This is a genomic window from Nitrosomonas oligotropha, from assembly GCF_900106555.1.
In the GTDB taxonomy this organism is placed as follows: domain Bacteria; phylum Pseudomonadota; class Gammaproteobacteria; order Burkholderiales; family Nitrosomonadaceae; genus Nitrosomonas; species Nitrosomonas oligotropha_A.
In genome coordinates this window covers 36842-53224 of record NZ_FNOE01000013.1, presented here as the reverse complement: position 1 = coordinate 53224, position 16383 = coordinate 36842, and the positions used below count along the sequence as shown (strand labels likewise).

The window sequence follows — 16383 nt, the reverse complement described above, 5'->3', positions numbered from 1 at the left end:
TGGTAAACAGGCTTGAAAAAACCTTGATGGGGATTCTCAAGCCTGTTCGGTGGACGGACAACGCTGCAAATGTTATTGCAGATAGCGCTCGAATGAGTGCAATGGATTGACTCCACGTCCTTCAGCGCCTACCGCAGGTACCGTGAAATATTCATCCGCCGCGAGGTTATCACCCAGCGCATGAGTGGCCGTGATCAGTACATTATTTCCTGCATGACCGTGAGGAACGGCCAGTTCTGGATGGTCAAAGGGTGCTTTCTCATAGCGTACACGATCATCTGTCAGGCTTTTCAGAAAATTCAGCAAATCTTCACGGCTTTCCGATGACAATTGCAAATCAACCAGTGAAAAAACTTTGCCAAATTCTTTCGGCGGCACTTCAAAATTACCGCCCCGGATATAAAATTCCAACACTTCTTCCAATGAAGCCATACCGCCGTTATGCATATAAGGTCCTGTTAGTTCTATGTTTCTTAATGTTGGAATTTTAAATGTACCCGCGGCAGCACTTAAAAAACGTTTTCTCTTGGCTTTCTTCAATTCCGCGGCAGCTGCGTCAACTGTCGGGACAAATGCGCCTGCCGGGTTGAAACAATCCGTAGCATCCTGCGTTTGCTTTTGTATGCCATCCGCGCGGGTGAATAGCAGCGGATGCGGCTTATCGCGATCCAGCGCAATGGCCGTATCAAAATCGCATGCGCGCACATCGGCAACATAAGGATCGATAATCCCCGCTTTATTGCCGGCCAAAAGCTGCATGTATTGATCGGCGAACGATAAGGGATTTCCAAAGGGATCGACGCCACCTAAACCGATATCGTTTTCTACGGGTGTGACGCCGGTTCCGGAAAAGCCGGTATCCTGAAACATCATACCGCCGGTCAGCGATAAATAGGTCACAACATTCGTGGTGCTGATGCGGAAAGAGGAGTTGCCGAATGCATGCGGGTTGATTTTTTGCAAAATGCCATTCGTTACGACAGCGGATGAGGTGAAATTTGGGCCAATATGGCAGAGTGCGCAATGTGAATCACGAAAAACATCCAGACCGCGCAGCGCCGATTCGCTGAGTTCAGTTGGCATGCCATGTTCATCAACAGCGCTTTGATCAAAAGGTGAGTCATCGGAAATCAATGTCGATTCATACATTTGAATAGCAAGCGCAAAGAACATGGCAAAATTGGCTTCTATCTGCCGGTAAGGCAGATCGTGCGTGGCTGAGGCAGGCGAGGGAGAACCGAACAGACCAACATCGTTATGCTTCCAGTACTTGGAATTGAATGAATCCATGACCAACCGGTAATAACGCGTATTCAAACCTTTCTGCAAGTTATTATTGGTGCTGTGTGCCAATGGACCGAGAACGCTGTCGTTCCAGTGAACGCGTTGATGTTCCAGCGATTTACGGTTTAATAATTTACGGCCCAGATCGGCGAAAGTGCGGCCATGACAACCCATTTCGAAGTTATCCAGCGGGGGAGCGACGGCTTGAGATGCAAGCGAGGAATTGATTAGTCTTAACCGTTGTTTGGTGACTGTGCCGTCGCTGTTTTTCACCCAGACACCGGCATCCGGATCGCGATCCCCCCAGGGACTGCTGCCGTTGAAAATGTTGTTGGCGCGACCGTCCCAAAAATTGCGAAAATTGAAAACTGAATTGATGACGGTCGGTGTATTACGCGGTTCAACCTTGCGTGTGCCTTTTGCACCGGCATGGAATACCGGATCGGTGTTGCGTTCGCATTCATCGTTTTTTTCTTGAAACCATTCGACATCACGATAGTCGCCGCCGAAAGTGCCCGAGGACGATACCACGTCATTATTAATATAAATAGGCTCACCGGTAGGGCTCATCGGATCGCTGGTTTGAAAAAAAGGAAAATCGGTTTTTTTCAGTTTGCTATTCGGTCCGCGAGGCGTTCCGTCGCTTGCCAGCGAGAATTCCTTGGGTAGTGTGCTGTTTCTACCGGCTGGTGCAATCTGATTCTTTGTGCGGCGGTCCGCGCCCGCATGATAATGGCAGGTGGCACAAGAGATACCGTCGCTTCCCACATTGACATCCCAAAATAAAGCTTTGCCCAATGCGATTGCTTTGTTCTTGTTGATAATGATCGGATCAGGGCCATCCAGTAAGCCGGGAACTTCGGGAACCGGCGCGCCTTTCAGAGACATGGGAATAGGCCCAAATCCGTCAGCTCGCGACACTGAAACGATGCAAATAGTAAGGCAAGCTATCCGGACTAAGGTAATAATGGTGTTTTTTATATTGATTATCATGATATTACTCCTCATGCGCTCTGCAATTTAGTATGTGCGCTATGGTGTGTTATAGAACATCAGAACGATTTACATGTTTGAGGCGCTCACAATTTGTGTTCATCACGAGCTGCGCTTAAGCTGCGTGAAATTTATTAGTTATGACCTGATTGATTTTTTTGGTAAGAACGGAGGATTCTGTAAAACCCCCCCGTAACTGCTTATTGATACGTCATGCGGTGATTAAGCTGCGGCTTCGCATGAATCTGTTGGTGATCTTCTCAAACGCCAGCCAACCAAACCCAGACCTGCGAGTAACATCGCCCAGGTTTCTGCTTCCGGCACTGCGCTAACCGTCAATTCAAACGCGCCACCTGCTGAGGCATGGTTGGTGCCGCCGACATATACAGCGTACCAGCCTGAGGCTAAGTCATTGAATGTTAGTGTTGCTACGTTTGCACCAGTGCTACCGGTTACACCATTTTCAAATGTGTTGGTTACGCTAACATCATGTGCGCCGGTAAAAATGGTTTCGCCCCAACCTGTGTCGGCCGCAGTGAATGCTGCCGGACCTGATACTGCATATCCAAGGGTTTCGATAACGTTACCGCCTTGATCGTTGGCCATCCACAGCGTGCCTGCATCGCCCATTGCACCGGTAGCGTTTAGTGAGTGTGGCGTGCCAAATCCTGCGGCGCTGATTTCTGAGCCAAAGCCTTCGGTACCGCCGTCAAATTTCGCCGCGCCAGTTGCCCACACGGTCAGACCGGGAGCGAATCCAGCAGCTCCGGAAACGGTTACGCTAACATCTGCCAAATTGGTATTTTGAAAAACAAACCAATCTCCGGTATGCGCCCAAGCAGAGAAATTCAGATTCGGATTGCCTGTATATGCGCTTTTCAAGCCGCTTTCATTGGCTGTAATGGTTTCACCCAGACTCACGACATTATCGCTGCCAACCCAGTCCTTTGGTGATACGGCATCGGCTGCGTAGACATTGCTGCTTGCCAACGCCGCAAGTGAAATGATGACGGCTGAAGCTAGTGTGCTTGTTTTCTTATGATATGATTTTAATTGCATTTCTTTTCTCCAAAACGATACTATTTAAAGGTTATGCGGCGCTGCCGGTTGTCTGTAGAATTGAGAAGAAACAACAACTGTGCGGCGCTTCTTTTTGAGCGATGATCTGAAACCTGTGTGTAATGTCACACTGTCTGTTTCAGCTACTCCCCATACTCACGGGAGGCAACCCGGCCATCTCACAATGTTGAGATTCAAATGAGATCCGCTGGCTTTCCGTGCCTGTCTTGCGGCAAGCGTGGCTTTGTCTGGTATCTGTCTCAATAAATTACGTTTTTATAGTTTATGGGAAAATTCTGATAAAACAATGCGGCAAATTGTCGCTGCGGCAAATTGCCGCACCCCAATAACGGTGCGGTATTGCGATAGAAATTATTGAGATACCGCTGGGAAAATTAACCGCTTTGAGCACACATCAGGCATGGTAAAATCCGGCCTTCTGAAAAATTGCCAATATCATGAATTCCACCGTTATTACCGCCTTGTCTCCCCTGGATGGTCGTTATCACAGCAAAGTTGAGCCATTACGATTTTATTTCAGTGAATTCGCGCTGATTCGTTTCCGTGTGCAAGTTGAGGTTGCGTGGCTTAGAGCATTGAGCGATGACCCTGAGATTGCTGAAGTACCAGCTTTTTCCGCAGCAACTCACGCGCAATTGGACGATTTGGCTGCCAATTTTTCGGTCGAAGACGCGGCAGCGGTTAAAGCCATTGAAACGACAACCAACCATGACGTCAAAGCGGTGGAATATTGGTTAAAGCAAAAACTCGCCGGTAATGCGGAAGTGGTCAAAGTGGCCGAATTTATTCATTTCGCCTGCACCTCTGAAGATATCAATAATCTGTCGCACGGCTTGATGTTGAAGATGAGTCTGGAAAAAGTCATGTTACCCGCGCTCGACAGAATTATTGCGCGCTTGATCGAATTGGCGCATCAATTGGCGGATGTCGCGATGCTGGCGCGCACGCACGGGCAACCGGCAACACCGACGACCTTGGGCAAGGAGATCGCCAATACCGTGTACCGCTTGCAGCGCGGCAGGGAAAGACTCGCGACTGTCGCCATACTGGGGAAAATCAATGGTGCAGTAGGTAATTACAACGCGCATTTATCCGCTTACCCTGATCTGGATTGGGAAAAATTCGCGCAATCGTTTGTCGAGAAATTGGGACTGGAATTCAATCCTTACACGACTCAGATTGAGCCGCACGATACTATGGCGGAATTGTTCGACGCCTATGCCCGGATTAATACCGTTTTACTGGATTTGAACCGCGATATCTGGGGCTATATTTCGCTCGGCTATTTCAAGCAAAAAACCAAAGCGGATGAAGTCGGTTCTTCTACGATGCCGCATAAAGTCAATCCGATTGATTTTGAAAACTCGGAAGGCAATTTGGGAATTGCCAATGCTTTGTTGCGGCATTTGAGCGAAAAATTACCCGTATCCCGCTGGCAGCGCGATTTAACCGACTCCACCGTGCTGCGCAATATGGGTGTCGCGTTAGGTCACACGCTGCTGGCTTATGACTCGTGCCTTAAAGGGCTTAACAAACTGGACGTGAATATAGCGCAGCTGGCCGCCGACCTGGATAATGCCTGGGAGATTCTGGCGGAGCCGATTCAAACCGTGATGCGGCGCTATGGCGTTGCCAATCCTTATGAACAGCTAAAAGCACTAACGCGCGGCAAAGGCGGAATTACCCAGGCAGCGTTGCATCAATTTATCTCCGGTTTAAGCATTCCGGAGGCAGAAAAGGGTCGTTTATTAGCGATGACGCCGCGGAACTATATTGGCAAAGCACGCGATCTGGCCGTAAGAATCAAAAACTGAAAATTATGTCTATGAGCAACATACTGATCTGGTTACACTAATTAATCATTTCTCTACGTATTCTCAGATAAATTTTCATTTCCGGCTTGAAATTTGGCAGAGCTGTCCCAATATCGCCCTCACAGTTATGAGGAGCTACGATGCAAAGTCCAGAAAATTCACACAATACAGAAGCGAGTCCAAAAGATATGGCTGATTCCCAGGAAGAAATCAAAATCCCCGGAGCGACTAACGATGCAACCATTCAAACCGGGGAAATCACTAACGCGCAACCCGATTTGGAACATTTACTGAAAGAAGCGGAAATCAAAGCGGCCGAGCATCACGATGCCTGGATCCGCGCCAAGGCGGAAACGGAAAATATCCGCAAACGCGCGCAAACCGACGTTTCCAATGCGCATAAATTTGCGATTGAGAATTTCTCGGCGCAATTGCTGACGGTAATGGACAGTTTGGACGCCGCATTGGCGGTTGAGAACGCGACTATTGAAAATTTCAAGAGCGGCATGGAGCTTACACAAAAACAACTCATCAACGTTTTCGATAAATTCAATATCAAGGCGATTGATCCCAAAGGCGAGAAATTCGATCCGCATCAACATCAAGCCATGTGCATGATTGATTCCGAACTACCGCCGAATACCGTGGTTCAAGTCATGCAAAAAGGCTACAAGCTGCATGAGCGCATTATTCGTCCGGCGCTTGTATCCGTTTCAAAAACAAAAGACTCTTGAATTTTTTACAAGTATCTCCATTTTTATACCCATCGACAGACAGAATTAATCTTTAAAAGGATCTAAACATGGCAAAAATCATCGGTATCGACCTGGGTACCACGAACTCTTGTGTAGCCGTCATGGAAAACGGCAAGCCCAAAGTCATAGAGAATTCGGAAGGTACGCGAACAACTCCTTCCATCGTGGCCTATACGGAAGAAAATGAAGTTCTGGTGGGTGCCTCCGCCAAGCGTCAAGCAATCACGAATCCTAGAAACACACTGTTTGCAGTCAAACGGTTGATCGGACGGCGTTTTAACGAAGATATGGTGCAGCGCGATATCAAGATGGTTCCGTATAGTATTGTTAAAGCGGATAACAATGATGCGTGGGTGGAAGTGCGCGGCAAGAAAATCGCGCCGCCCGAAGTCTCCGCGCAAGTGCTGATGAAAATGAAAAAAACCGCCGAGGATTATTTGGGTGAGACTGTTACCGAAGCAGTCATCACGGTACCGGCTTATTTCAATGATTCACAACGTCAGGCAACCAAAGATGCCGGACGGATTGCTGGTCTCGAAGTCAAACGGATTATCAATGAACCGACCGCCGCTGCGCTGGCTTTCGGTCTGGATAAAAAAGAAGGCGACCGGAAAATCGCGGTATACGACTTGGGTGGCGGTACGTTCGATATTTCCATCATAGAGATTGCCGAAATTGAAGGCGAGCATCAATTTGAAGTACTGGCGACCAACGGCGATACGTTCCTCGGTGGTGAGGATTTTGACTCGCGCGTGATCGAGTATCTGGTGGATGAATTCAAGAAAGAAACCGGTATTGATCTGAAAAAAGATATGTTGGCGCTGCAACGCCTGAAAGATGCGGCGGAAAAAACCAAAATCGAGTTGTCTTCCAGCCAGCAGACCGAAGTGAATTTGCCGTATATCACGGCGGACGCTTCTGGACCGAAACATTTGGCGGTCAAAATAACCCGCGCGAAACTGGAAAGTCTAGTGGAAGATTTGATCGAACGTACCGCCGGACCTTGCCGCACGGCGATCAAAGATGCCGGTTTATCCGCATCGGACATCGACGACGTCATTCTGGTGGGCGGACAAACCCGCATGCCGAAAGTGCAAGATAAGGTAAGAGAAATTTTCGGTAAAGAACCACGTAAAGATGTTAATCCGGACGAAGCGGTAGCGGTTGGTGCGGCCATTCAAGGCGGCGTTCTGAAAGGCGATGTGAAGGATGTCCTGTTGCTGGATGTGACACCATTGTCACTGGGTATCGAAACGCTGGGCGGTGTAATGACCAAACTGATCCAAAAAAATACCACGATTCCGACCAAGGCGCAGCAAGTATTCTCCACCGCGGACGATAACCAGACCGCAGTGACGATCCACGTGCTGCAAGGCGAGCGTGAGATGGCATCAGGAAACAAAAGCCTGGGGCAATTTAACTTGAGCGATATTCCACCGTCACCGCGTGGTTTGCCACAAATCGAAGTGACGTTCGACATTGATGCCAATGGTATTTTGCACGTATCCGCTAAAGACAAGGCGACCGGCAAGGAAAACAAAATCAAGATCCAGGCAAGCTCCGGGTTATCGGATGATGAAATTGACCGTATGGTCAAAGATGCCGAAGCGCACGCCGAGGAAGATCATAAGGCACTGGAACTGATTTCCAGCCGTAATCAATGCGATGCGATGATTCATTCAGTGAAGAAATCGTTGAAAGAACACGGCGATCAATTGAGCAGTGATGAAAAAGCTAAGATCGAAGCTGCACTAAAAGATGCCGAAGACGTGTTGAAAGCCGACAATAAGGACGAGATCGATGCCAAAACACAGGCGTTGACCGAAGCGGCGCATAAACTGGCTGAAAAGATGTATCAACAGAAAGATCAACAAGGCGGCGGAGAAGCGCAACCTGAAGCCGGATCTTCATCATCATCCGGCCGAGGCGAGAAGCCGGTGGAAGGCGAGGTGGTTGATGCGGAATTTGAGGAAGTGAAAAACAAAAAGTAATTGTTGTTAAAACAATCGAACGCAGAGACGCACACGGCAGCGCAGTAAATGCTTGTGTGAGCTCTGCGTTTTAGTGTTTGCATAAAGTGTAAATTTCAACAATCAGAACAATATATCCTTATCACGCGAGCAGGAAGTCAAGATGAGTAAGCGAGATTATTATCATGTGCTCGGTGTCAGCCGCGATGCCGATGAAGCGACAATCAAAAAAGCCTATCGTAAATTGGCGATGAAGTATCACCCCGATCGCAACGCAGGCGATGTGAAATCGGAGGAGATGTTCAAAGAAGCCAAAGAGGCTTATGAAGTACTGACGGATGCGAATAAGCGGGCTTCATACGATCAATTCGGACATGCCGGCGTTGATGCAAATGCAGGCGGAGGCGCGGGCGCACAGGGCTTCAGCGATGCGTTTAGCGATATTTTCGGCGATATTTTTGGCGGACGCGGCGGACGTTCCAATGTGCATCGCGGTTCTGATTTACGCTACAACTTGGAAATTTCCCTGGAACAGGCGGCGCATGGAACCGAAACTAAAATCCGCATTCCCACTTTGGAAGAATGCGATGCATGTCACGGCAGCGGTTCGAAACCGGGTAGCTCGCCGAAAACCTGCCCGACTTGTAACGGCCACGGGCAAGTCAGAATGCAGCAAGGATTTTTCTCTATCCAACAAACCTGTCCCAAGTGTCAAGGCAACGGCAAAATTATTACTCACGCCTGCGCAAGCTGTCATGGCGTAGGGCGCATCAAGCAGCAAAAGACACTGAACGTAAAAATTCCGGAAGGTGTGGACGATGGCGATCGCATTCGTATTTCCGGTGAGGGTGAAGCTGGCTTAAACGGCGGTCCCCCAGGCGATTTGTATGTTGTGATTCACTTATCGGCGCATTCCGTTTTCCGCCGAGATGGCGATAATTTGCACTGTGAAATTCCAATCAGTTTTACCGTGGCCGCACTGGGTGGCGAAATTGAAGTGCCGACACTGGAAGGCCATGCCAAAATCAAAGTGCCCGCTGAAACCCAAACCGGCAAGATCTTCCGCTTGCGCAGCAAAGGAATCAAAGGTGTGCGCAGTCATGAAAAAGGCGATTTACTTTGCCATGTGGTTGTGGAAACTCCGGTCAAACTGACGGCGCGGCAGAAAGAACTGTTGGAAGAATTGGAGGCAATCAGCTTGAAAGATGGCCCTCGCCATAGTCCGCGTGCTAAGTCGTGGATGGACAAAGCGCGGGAATTCTTCTCCGAATAGAAAACCGCTTAATTTATTATTAATCAATACTTAGTCATGATATTGGTAATGTGCTGGTGTCAGTTTGAACAATTTTGACTGACATTTAACAAAGAGTTTACATTCGCTTCACAATTGGATTGCTTTCTCGATTTAAAGTTACGCCTGAGTTCACGAAACACGATTAAGTTAATAAGGCAGTAATTACAAATTTAATTCAGGGAGCAATCATGGCGACAATATCTTTTCTGGTTAACGGTACCGCAGCCAATCAAGCAAAAACTATAGCATGGGTGACAGTTGAAGAAGTAGCTGGCGGGGCGCTATTGTTCAAAGTTAAACAAGCCGGTGGTACTATGGGGAATCTGCATGGCGTATACTTTGATATCGTGGATGAGAGTATTCTTAACACATTACGAGTTGCTACTGTTTCCAATGATATCCGCGTCGGCGAAAAAGCAATCAGCTGCTTGAAGAATGGCACGGATGCAAGTCAAGGATGCGCGAGCAATAGCGGGCAGGAAGGAATGAGTAGCTATAGTTTTACTCTGCATAGCATGGCACGCGCGCTTTCGCTTTGCGATTTTCCACACATACAGCTTGATTACTCCGGTGATTACAGTGATTCAAATATTAAAATCAATGATGATTTCAGCCATCGGTGGTTATATATGGGGTTGTTTTAAGCGGCATCGCATTCCTACGCTTGTACGACAGTAACTTTGGCGCTATCCATTTTCCAAGTGTGTGTTTGTTGAATAAAACCCGATACCGCCGGTTCTGTTGGCGGTATCGGGTTAAACGAAAGTTCACAACGCCAAGATAATCTTTCCAGCGGGCTGATTTTGTTCAAGATACTGCTGTGCTGCGGCGGCATCGGCTAGTGCAAAAGTACGGGCAATTTTTACAGTCAGCTTATTTTCATCAAATAATGCGGCACACTGCCGCAGTATCTCACCCTGATAGCGTTTTGCCTCTTCCAGTTCCAGTAAAACCGGTGACAGCATCAATTCCAGACTGAATCGCACATTGCGTTTTCGTGCTTCGCTCCAATCGGTTTCCGGTGAAGGTTGCAGAATGGTGACCACATCGCCGTAGGGCTTTACGCAGCCAAAACAGCTTTGCAGTACCTCCGGTCCGACTGTATCAAACGCGATATCCACGCCATTACCGTCAGTCCATTGCAACACTTCCGCTGTTACATTGTGTGTCCGGTAGTTGATGATGTAATCGGCACCGAGCTGTTGTACAAAATGTGCTTTTTCCTCGCTGCTGACTGTCGTGATGACTTTGGCACCGGCCAGTTTTGCCAATTGGATAGCGGCATGACCGACACCACCGGCGCCTGCATGAATTAAGACCGTTTGACCCTTGGTAAGACGTGCCCGATCATGCAATGCTTCCCATGCGGTGATAAAAACCAGCGGTGCCGCAGCAGCTTGTTCAAATGACAATGAGCGCGGCTTCAAAGCCAGCAGGCTGGCATCAACCAGCACATACTCGGCATACGTGCCCTGACGATTGTTGAAGCCAGGTTGAGAAAAATACACTTCGTCGCCGGGTTGGAAATTTTTTACCTGTGTGCCTACACTTTCAACGATACCGGCGCCGTCGCAGCCTGGAATGACCGGAAAAGTCACCGGGAAACGCTGCGGCGCCGTGCGGATTTTACAATCGATCGGATTGATGCCCGCTGCTTTAATACGGATCAAGACTTGCTTGTCACCACACTGGCTGAGGGATTCTACCTCACCATGCTGCAGAACATCTGTTGTTCCACCGGTATTGAAATAGATTGCTTTCATGGGTTGCGCTCTTATGGTTACTGTTCGTGGTATTGCATGGATTGAAGATGCCATGTTACCGGACGATTCTCAGGGATTGGCAATCATTCCATAAAGCTTATCTTTATATAGCAATCGCTTCTTTTTCAATTCCTCCAAGTATTCATCGGTAGTATTCTCAACGCCTTCTTCGATTCTCAGGATTTCACGGTTGAGATCGTGATATTCCTCAAACAGGCGCGCGAAGTGAGTGTTATTGGTTTTTAATTCATGAATGCGGTCATAATATTCCGGGAATTCATGGTGTAAATCGTGTTTGTCGATCATTGGGATACTCCTCTTATTATTCTCGGTGCAATTTTACATTTTGACTGACTGCAAAGAATAGGCGCTGATACAGATCAAAACTCCAACGGGTCGACATCCAGTACCCAGCGCACTTTTTGGCTGGGCAATGTGGTAATTTTTGCATACCAACCGGTCAGAAAAGTGTGCAAATGTTTGCGTGAGGAAGATTGTACCAGTAAGTGCGCACGTTCCAAGCCTTTCAACCGTGACATGTGCGCCGGTACCGGGTCGAATAATTCAACTGCTTGCGGCGGGCGGGCGAGCTGTGCCGCTTGGGCAAGAAAATCCAGCACGGTTTTTATATGATGCGCTTCCGCTCGCAATAGGGCTTGATAAACATAAGGCGGGAATCCGGCTATTTTTCTTTCTGCCAGCAGAGTCTGTGCCAGCGCATCGTAATCGTGCCGTTGTAACGCTTGGTACAACGGGTGATCCGGAAACTCGGTTTGAATCAATACGTGTCCGGCCACATTGGCGCGCCCGGCACGCCCGGCGACCTGCATCAGTTGCGCAAATAATCGTTCACTGGCACGAAAATCGGTGCTATAGAGCGCACCATCAGCATTCAGAATACCCACTAAGGATAGATTGGGGAAATCATGGCCCTTGGACAACAATTGTGTGCCGATTAGAATATCTACCTGGTGCGTATGAACGGCATGCAGAATTTCTTGCCACGCATGTTTGCGGCGCGTGCTGTCGCGATCGATACGCAAAATCCGCGCCGCCGGAAAATGTGCGGTCAATGTTTCTTCCACGCGTTGCGTGCCTTGCCCGAAAGGGGCGATATCCTGATTGCCGCACTGAGGGCAAGCGCGTGGAAACTGTTCCTGATGACCACAGTGGTGGCAGCGTAGCTTTTTATCGCGCAGGTGCACAACCAAGCGGCTGGAACATCGCTGGCAGGGAGCTGTCCAGCCGCAGGACTTGCACAGCAACACGGGTGCATAGCCGCGCCGGTTGATAAAAATGAGGCTTTGATGTTTTTCCTGTAGACACTGATTGAGTGCTTGGATCAGTGGATCGGATAAACCTTCCTGGTTTTTGTGGATACGTGTATCAATGCATTGAATCAAGGGCAGGGTAGCATTTTGCACCGCGCGGGAAAGTAGGCGTATGTGCCGGTAACGGTTTGTGAGTGCATTGTAATAACTTTCCAATGACGGCGTAGCCGAGCCCAGTATCACCGGGATAGCGTTTTGCCTGGCACGGAAAATCGCCAGATCGCGCGCGGAATAGCGCAACCCATCCTGCTGTTTGAATGAGCTATCCTGTTCTTCATCGACGATAATCACACCAAGATCGGATAGCGGTGTGAACACAGCCAAGCGTGTGCCCAGGATAATTTTGGCTTCACCGCTCTCGGCTTGCAGCCAACCAGTTAGTCGCTCGGTATCGTTGAGACCGCTATGCAGACTGACCAAGGGTACGTTAGAAAAACGACCGCGAAAAACACCTTCCAATTGGGGTGTCAGGCTGATTTCTGGAATCAGCACTAGTGCTTGCCGGCCTTGTGCTAGCACGGATTCGATAATTCTGAGATACACCTCGGTTTTGCCGCTGCCGGTTACACCATGCAGCAACCAAGTATTGAATTGCTTACCACCGGCAGTGATGGCATTTACCGCGATTTCTTGTTCGGCAGTCAATACGGGAGTCTTTGCAACTCGCGCCGCCGTTGAGGCTGAACAGAGTTCTGACGTGATCCAGCCGAGCTGAATCCAATCTTGCAGCAATTTTTCCGCACGGGGTGAAATGTGCTTGATTTGCGGGTTGGTCAGCGTGACAGCTTGCTGAAATTCATTGAGCAGGCGGCGCGCTACCCGGTTACGTGCAGGAATTTGCGTTAACTCAACATTTTTACCGGCTGAAGTCAGGCTGTATTGATACTGATGCGGTTTTCTTTTTAAGCTAACCGGTTTGTTATTACGCAGCTTAACGGGCAGGCCATTCATGATCACCATACCCAGCGGGTGATGATAATACTGGCTGCAAAAATGAAATAAATCCAGCAATGCAGCGGGTAGAGGCTTTATTTCCCTGAAGATGCAATACGCGGATTTTAGTTTCTCAACGGGAATCTGCGTTTCATCGCTAACCGCGAGGATAATGCCGGTGACTTGTTTTTTGCCGAAAGGCACACAGGCGCGCAGCCCGATATCGTGTTGACTGGCGTCTTCTGCCTGATAATCAAACAGTGTGTCGACTGGAACATTCAGTGCGACACGGATGATGGGCATGAGCAGCCGAATTTATAACAAAGGTGAAGCACGACTCACCGGGCATGGAGCAAGTTCCGGTGAGTATTGTGCGTTTAAGATGCAGACAACTGGTTATTTAGAAACACGGTACAGTGTGACCGATGGTTCACCGGGTTTGTCCAGTTTGGCGGTATTGCCATCCGAACTGAGGGTGAAGCCGATGCTGCCTTCTACATCGGAGAAACCGGCGCAACCATTGGTGTTATAGGTGAAGCTGGATAAACTGAAATTATTCCCGCCCTTGTTATAGGTATAAGAAGAAAATTCGATACCGGGTTTTGCGCATTTTACTTGATCTTCACGCTGTGTTGCGCCCGTCGGATCGATCATCATATATTTGCCATTGGGGAAGAAAACCAAAGTCTGTGTTTTGATCGCTTCACTGTCATATGCCCATGCGCCGACAATACCGTTTGCATCATTATCAATTTTTGCGTAACGGGATTCTTTGACTTCTTTTTCCGCAACTTCATTTTCGTCGCTTAACTGTATCGGTTTGGCAATATGGAAAAGTTCACCGAATACACTGCCTTGTTCGCGTGCTCTTTGCACCGCGACAATATCCGAATTAATCAATTCGGAACCATCGGTGCGTACTCGCCGCGTCGGACCTGGGTTGGAGAAACCGGCTTTCAGATTGGTATCCACGCTGGGGGTACTCACTAGCTTGAAGCCGCGGTTGTCAAAATCAGCCGCTTTGGCTACGCCATATTCAACACCAGCCTGGAACACGGTTTTCCCGCCGCACACCCGGTTTTCATCACAGGAATCGTCCGGTCTTGCGTCGCCTTGCAAGTATTCTCCGCTGCTATCGGCAGCCACCCGCAACACACTGGCAGTTTGGTTGGTATAACTGACCCAGACTTGCGCGCTGAGTAGTGCGACACCCTGGGAAAGAAAGTGCGTGCGTGCGGCTTCGGGTGTTTTCACTTCACCCGAAATACCGCTGGCTTCCATAATATCTTTTAACCCGGCGGAATCAGCGAATGTTTCCGGACTGCTATCCAGATTAATCGATCCTTTAACAGCGTTAGCCGTTTCGCGCGAAATGGAAATACCGTTGGAAAGATCGCTATCGGAATCTAATGATTGCAGTAAAACCAGCAGATTTTGTAATTTATTAGCGTTGTCACCGGCCAATTCAATCGGTGTCACAATCTGTGAACCGGGAATATTACCCAATGTCAAACCGCCCAGTTTGAATTCGATTTTGTCACCATGATTGAAATTAAAACTACCTTTCTCGTCGGTGGTGCCAGATTTACCAGAAGTTGCCGCGAACGTTACACCGGATACGGGGGAGTCAACTAAAATACCGGTTGCAGGGCCTGTCGGCATGGTTCTTTTGACAGCCGTTGCTGACGATGATGACGAAGAGGATGAGGTATCAAGTGCTTTTTCACCGTCGTTGTCGCAGGCAGCTAGACCAACAACAAATACTGTGGATAATACGGGTATCCATGATTTTTTTCTTAATTGCTGTTTAGATTTCATTAAGATGCTCTCTTTTTGATTAATTAAATAATTCAATCTTGTACAATTTACTTTTTTTGTCCGCGTAACGTATCGATGGATGCTGATATTTTACTATCAAGATTGCTATTATAGCCATGCATTCGGTTTTTCGTTCCTGACTTGCTTAAATAGGTTTTAAATTTTTGTCTTTTCGTGTATTTTCGCCGCTATTTTTTCTGGGGGATATAAGGTATTTCTATGTCTAACATGGCTGAGATTTCGCAACTGGCGGACATGTCAGTGCAGCTTCCCGTCAACTGGTACTTGGATCCCAAGATTCTTGAGCTCGAGAAACGTATTTTGTTTGATCGCGGACCGGGTTACGTAGGTCATGAAGTAATGGTCCCCAATGTAGGCGATTATTATGTACCGGAATGGATGAATAATGCCAAAGTGTTGGTGCATAACGAACAAGGCATTGAATTGTTATCGAATGTTTGCCGTCACCGTCAAGCGATTTTATTAACGGGTAAAAGTAATACCAAAAGCATCGTGTGTCCGGTACATCGCTGGACCTATGCATTGAATGGCAGATTGCTGGGCGCGCCGCATTTTGAGCAGAATCCTTGCCTGAATCTGAGCAAGACCGCCTTGCAAAGTTGGAATGGTTTGTTGTTTAACGGTGAACGTAATGTTTCGCGCGATATGGGCAATCTGAGTGTGTTGCAGGATTTTGATTTTTCCGGCTATGTCTTTGATCGCGTGCAGATTGATCACTATCACTGTAATTGGAAAACATTTATCGAAGTGTATTTGGAAGATTATCACGTCGATCCATTTCACCCGGGATTAAGCCATTTTGTCGATACTGGAAAACTCGATTGGGAGTTTGGCGATTGGTATAGCGTGCAGACTGTGGCAATCGATAGTGGGTGTTTGCAAAAACCGGGCAGTACGGTGTATGCCAAATGGCACGAACAAGTGTTACAGCAATCGGAAGGGAAAATGCCGCCGCATGGATCGATCTGGTTGTTGTATTATCCCAATATCATGCTCGAGTGGTATCCGCATACGCTGGTTATCAGCACGATTCTGCCAACTGGGGTGGAGAGCTGTATGAATGTGGTTGAATTTTACTATCCGGAAGAGATTGCGCTATTTGAACGTGATTTCGTGGAAGCCGAACAAGCCGCATACAAAGAAACCGCGCTCGAAGATGATGAGATCTGCAAGCTGATGACCGCTGGGCGGCGTGCTTTATTTGAACAAGGTTTGAATGAAATAGGGCCTTATCAAATTCCCATGGAAGAAGGAATGAAGCACTTCCATCAATTCCTGCAACGAGAAATCGGACCGCATATCCGCTGATTCAATAACCGCAATTGCT

At 48.2% G+C, this 16383-nt stretch carries 12 protein-coding genes and 1 riboswitch; of the genes, 6 read left to right on the top strand and 6 right to left on the bottom strand.

The window, feature by feature from the left end; translation table 11 throughout:
• Positions 1 to 72: 72 nt before the first annotated feature.
• Both BLU57_RS08705 and BLU57_RS08700 read right to left on the bottom strand, forming a co-directional pair.
• The gene (locus tag BLU57_RS08705; RefSeq protein WP_090319314.1) at positions 73 to 2277 is read right to left on the bottom strand and encodes a cytochrome-c peroxidase; all 2205 of its coding nucleotides are present in this window, start codon (positions 2275 to 2277) and stop codon (positions 73 to 75) included.
• 222 nt (positions 2278 to 2499) lie between these two features.
• Positions 2500 to 3336: an FxDxF family PEP-CTERM protein gene (locus BLU57_RS08700; protein ID WP_090319311.1), complete on the bottom strand. Its 837-nt coding sequence runs from the start codon at positions 3334 to 3336 to the stop codon at positions 2500 to 2502.
• 161 nt (positions 3337 to 3497) lie between these two features.
• A riboswitch (cyclic di-GMP riboswitch) is annotated at positions 3498 to 3589 on the bottom strand.
• A gap of 205 nt (positions 3590 to 3794) precedes the next feature.
• Between BLU57_RS08700 and purB the strand changes: the two genes are divergently transcribed.
• The 5 genes from purB to BLU57_RS08675 all read left to right on the top strand — a co-directional run bounded on the left by purB (position 3795) and on the right by BLU57_RS08675 (position 9834).
• The gene (purB, locus tag BLU57_RS08695) at positions 3795 to 5171 is read left to right on the top strand and encodes an adenylosuccinate lyase (RefSeq protein ID WP_090319308.1); all 1377 of its coding nucleotides are present in this window, start codon (positions 3795 to 3797) and stop codon (positions 5169 to 5171) included.
• 140 nt (positions 5172 to 5311) lie between these two features.
• Positions 5312 to 5905, top strand: a complete 594-nt coding sequence (gene grpE / locus BLU57_RS08690) for a nucleotide exchange factor GrpE (protein ID WP_090319305.1) — start codon at positions 5312 to 5314, stop codon at positions 5903 to 5905.
• A 68-nt stretch (positions 5906 to 5973) separates the two neighbouring features.
• On the top strand, positions 5974 to 7917 hold the full coding sequence (gene dnaK / locus BLU57_RS08685; protein ID WP_090319302.1) for a molecular chaperone DnaK: 1944 nt from the start codon (positions 5974 to 5976) through the stop codon (positions 7915 to 7917).
• A gap of 142 nt (positions 7918 to 8059) precedes the next feature.
• Positions 8060 to 9169 (top strand): molecular chaperone DnaJ, encoded by a 1110-nt coding sequence (gene dnaJ, locus BLU57_RS08680; protein WP_090319300.1) that lies wholly within the window; start codon positions 8060 to 8062, stop codon positions 9167 to 9169.
• Between the two features lie 209 nt (positions 9170 to 9378).
• Positions 9379 to 9834, top strand: coding sequence for a hypothetical protein (locus tag BLU57_RS08675; RefSeq protein ID WP_090319297.1), 456 nt, complete (start codon positions 9379 to 9381; stop codon positions 9832 to 9834).
• Positions 9835 to 9957: 123 nt separating this feature from the next.
• On the opposite strand, the gene BLU57_RS08670 is transcribed toward BLU57_RS08675, so the two are convergent.
• The 4 genes from BLU57_RS08670 to BLU57_RS08655 form a co-directional block, all read right to left on the bottom strand.
• The gene (locus BLU57_RS08670) at positions 9958 to 10953 is read right to left on the bottom strand and encodes a zinc-binding dehydrogenase (protein WP_090319294.1); all 996 of its coding nucleotides are present in this window, start codon (positions 10951 to 10953) and stop codon (positions 9958 to 9960) included.
• Positions 10954 to 11022: 69 nt separating this feature from the next.
• Positions 11023 to 11259: an HP1242/YdcH family protein gene (locus BLU57_RS08665; protein WP_090319290.1), complete on the bottom strand. Its 237-nt coding sequence runs from the start codon at positions 11257 to 11259 to the stop codon at positions 11023 to 11025.
• A 74-nt stretch (positions 11260 to 11333) separates the two neighbouring features.
• Positions 11334 to 13520 carry a primosomal protein N' gene (locus BLU57_RS08660; RefSeq protein ID WP_090319287.1) on the bottom strand — a complete coding sequence of 729 codons (2187 nt, stop codon included), beginning with the start codon at positions 13518 to 13520 and terminating at the stop codon, positions 11334 to 11336.
• A gap of 93 nt (positions 13521 to 13613) precedes the next feature.
• Positions 13614 to 15035 carry an adhesin gene (locus BLU57_RS08655; RefSeq protein WP_090319284.1) on the bottom strand — a complete coding sequence of 474 codons (1422 nt, stop codon included), beginning with the start codon at positions 15033 to 15035 and terminating at the stop codon, positions 13614 to 13616.
• Positions 15036 to 15254: 219 nt separating this feature from the next.
• On the opposite strand from BLU57_RS08655, the gene BLU57_RS08650 reads away from it, so the two are divergent.
• Entirely contained in the window at positions 15255 to 16364 is a 1110-nt protein-coding gene (locus tag BLU57_RS08650) for an aromatic ring-hydroxylating oxygenase subunit alpha (RefSeq protein ID WP_090319281.1), read from the top strand.
• The last annotated feature ends 19 nt before the right edge of the window (positions 16365 to 16383 follow it).

Excerpts from the sequence above, each read along its gene's own strand:
- BLU57_RS08705 (WP_090319314.1), bottom strand. The coding sequence starts at position 2,277 with ATGATAATCAATATAAAAAACACCATTATTACCTTAGTCCGGATAGCT.
- BLU57_RS08700 (WP_090319311.1), bottom strand. The coding sequence starts at position 3,336 with ATGCAATTAAAATCATATCATAAGAAAACAAGCACACTAGCTTCAGCC.
- purB (WP_090319308.1), top strand. The coding sequence starts at position 3,795 with ATGAATTCCACCGTTATTACCGCCTTGTCTCCCCTGGATGGTCGTTAT.
- grpE (WP_090319305.1), top strand. The coding sequence starts at position 5,312 with ATGCAAAGTCCAGAAAATTCACACAATACAGAAGCGAGTCCAAAAGAT.
- dnaK (WP_090319302.1), top strand. The coding sequence starts at position 5,974 with ATGGCAAAAATCATCGGTATCGACCTGGGTACCACGAACTCTTGTGTA.
- dnaJ (WP_090319300.1), top strand. The coding sequence starts at position 8,060 with ATGAGTAAGCGAGATTATTATCATGTGCTCGGTGTCAGCCGCGATGCC.
- BLU57_RS08675 (WP_090319297.1), top strand. The coding sequence starts at position 9,379 with ATGGCGACAATATCTTTTCTGGTTAACGGTACCGCAGCCAATCAAGCA.
- BLU57_RS08670 (WP_090319294.1), bottom strand. The coding sequence starts at position 10,953 with ATGAAAGCAATCTATTTCAATACCGGTGGAACAACAGATGTTCTGCAG.
- BLU57_RS08665 (WP_090319290.1), bottom strand. The coding sequence starts at position 11,259 with ATGATCGACAAACACGATTTACACCATGAATTCCCGGAATATTATGAC.
- BLU57_RS08660 (WP_090319287.1), bottom strand. The coding sequence starts at position 13,520 with ATGCCCATCATCCGTGTCGCACTGAATGTTCCAGTCGACACACTGTTT.
- BLU57_RS08655 (WP_090319284.1), bottom strand. The coding sequence starts at position 15,035 with ATGAAATCTAAACAGCAATTAAGAAAAAAATCATGGATACCCGTATTA.
- BLU57_RS08650 (WP_090319281.1), top strand. The coding sequence starts at position 15,255 with ATGTCTAACATGGCTGAGATTTCGCAACTGGCGGACATGTCAGTGCAG.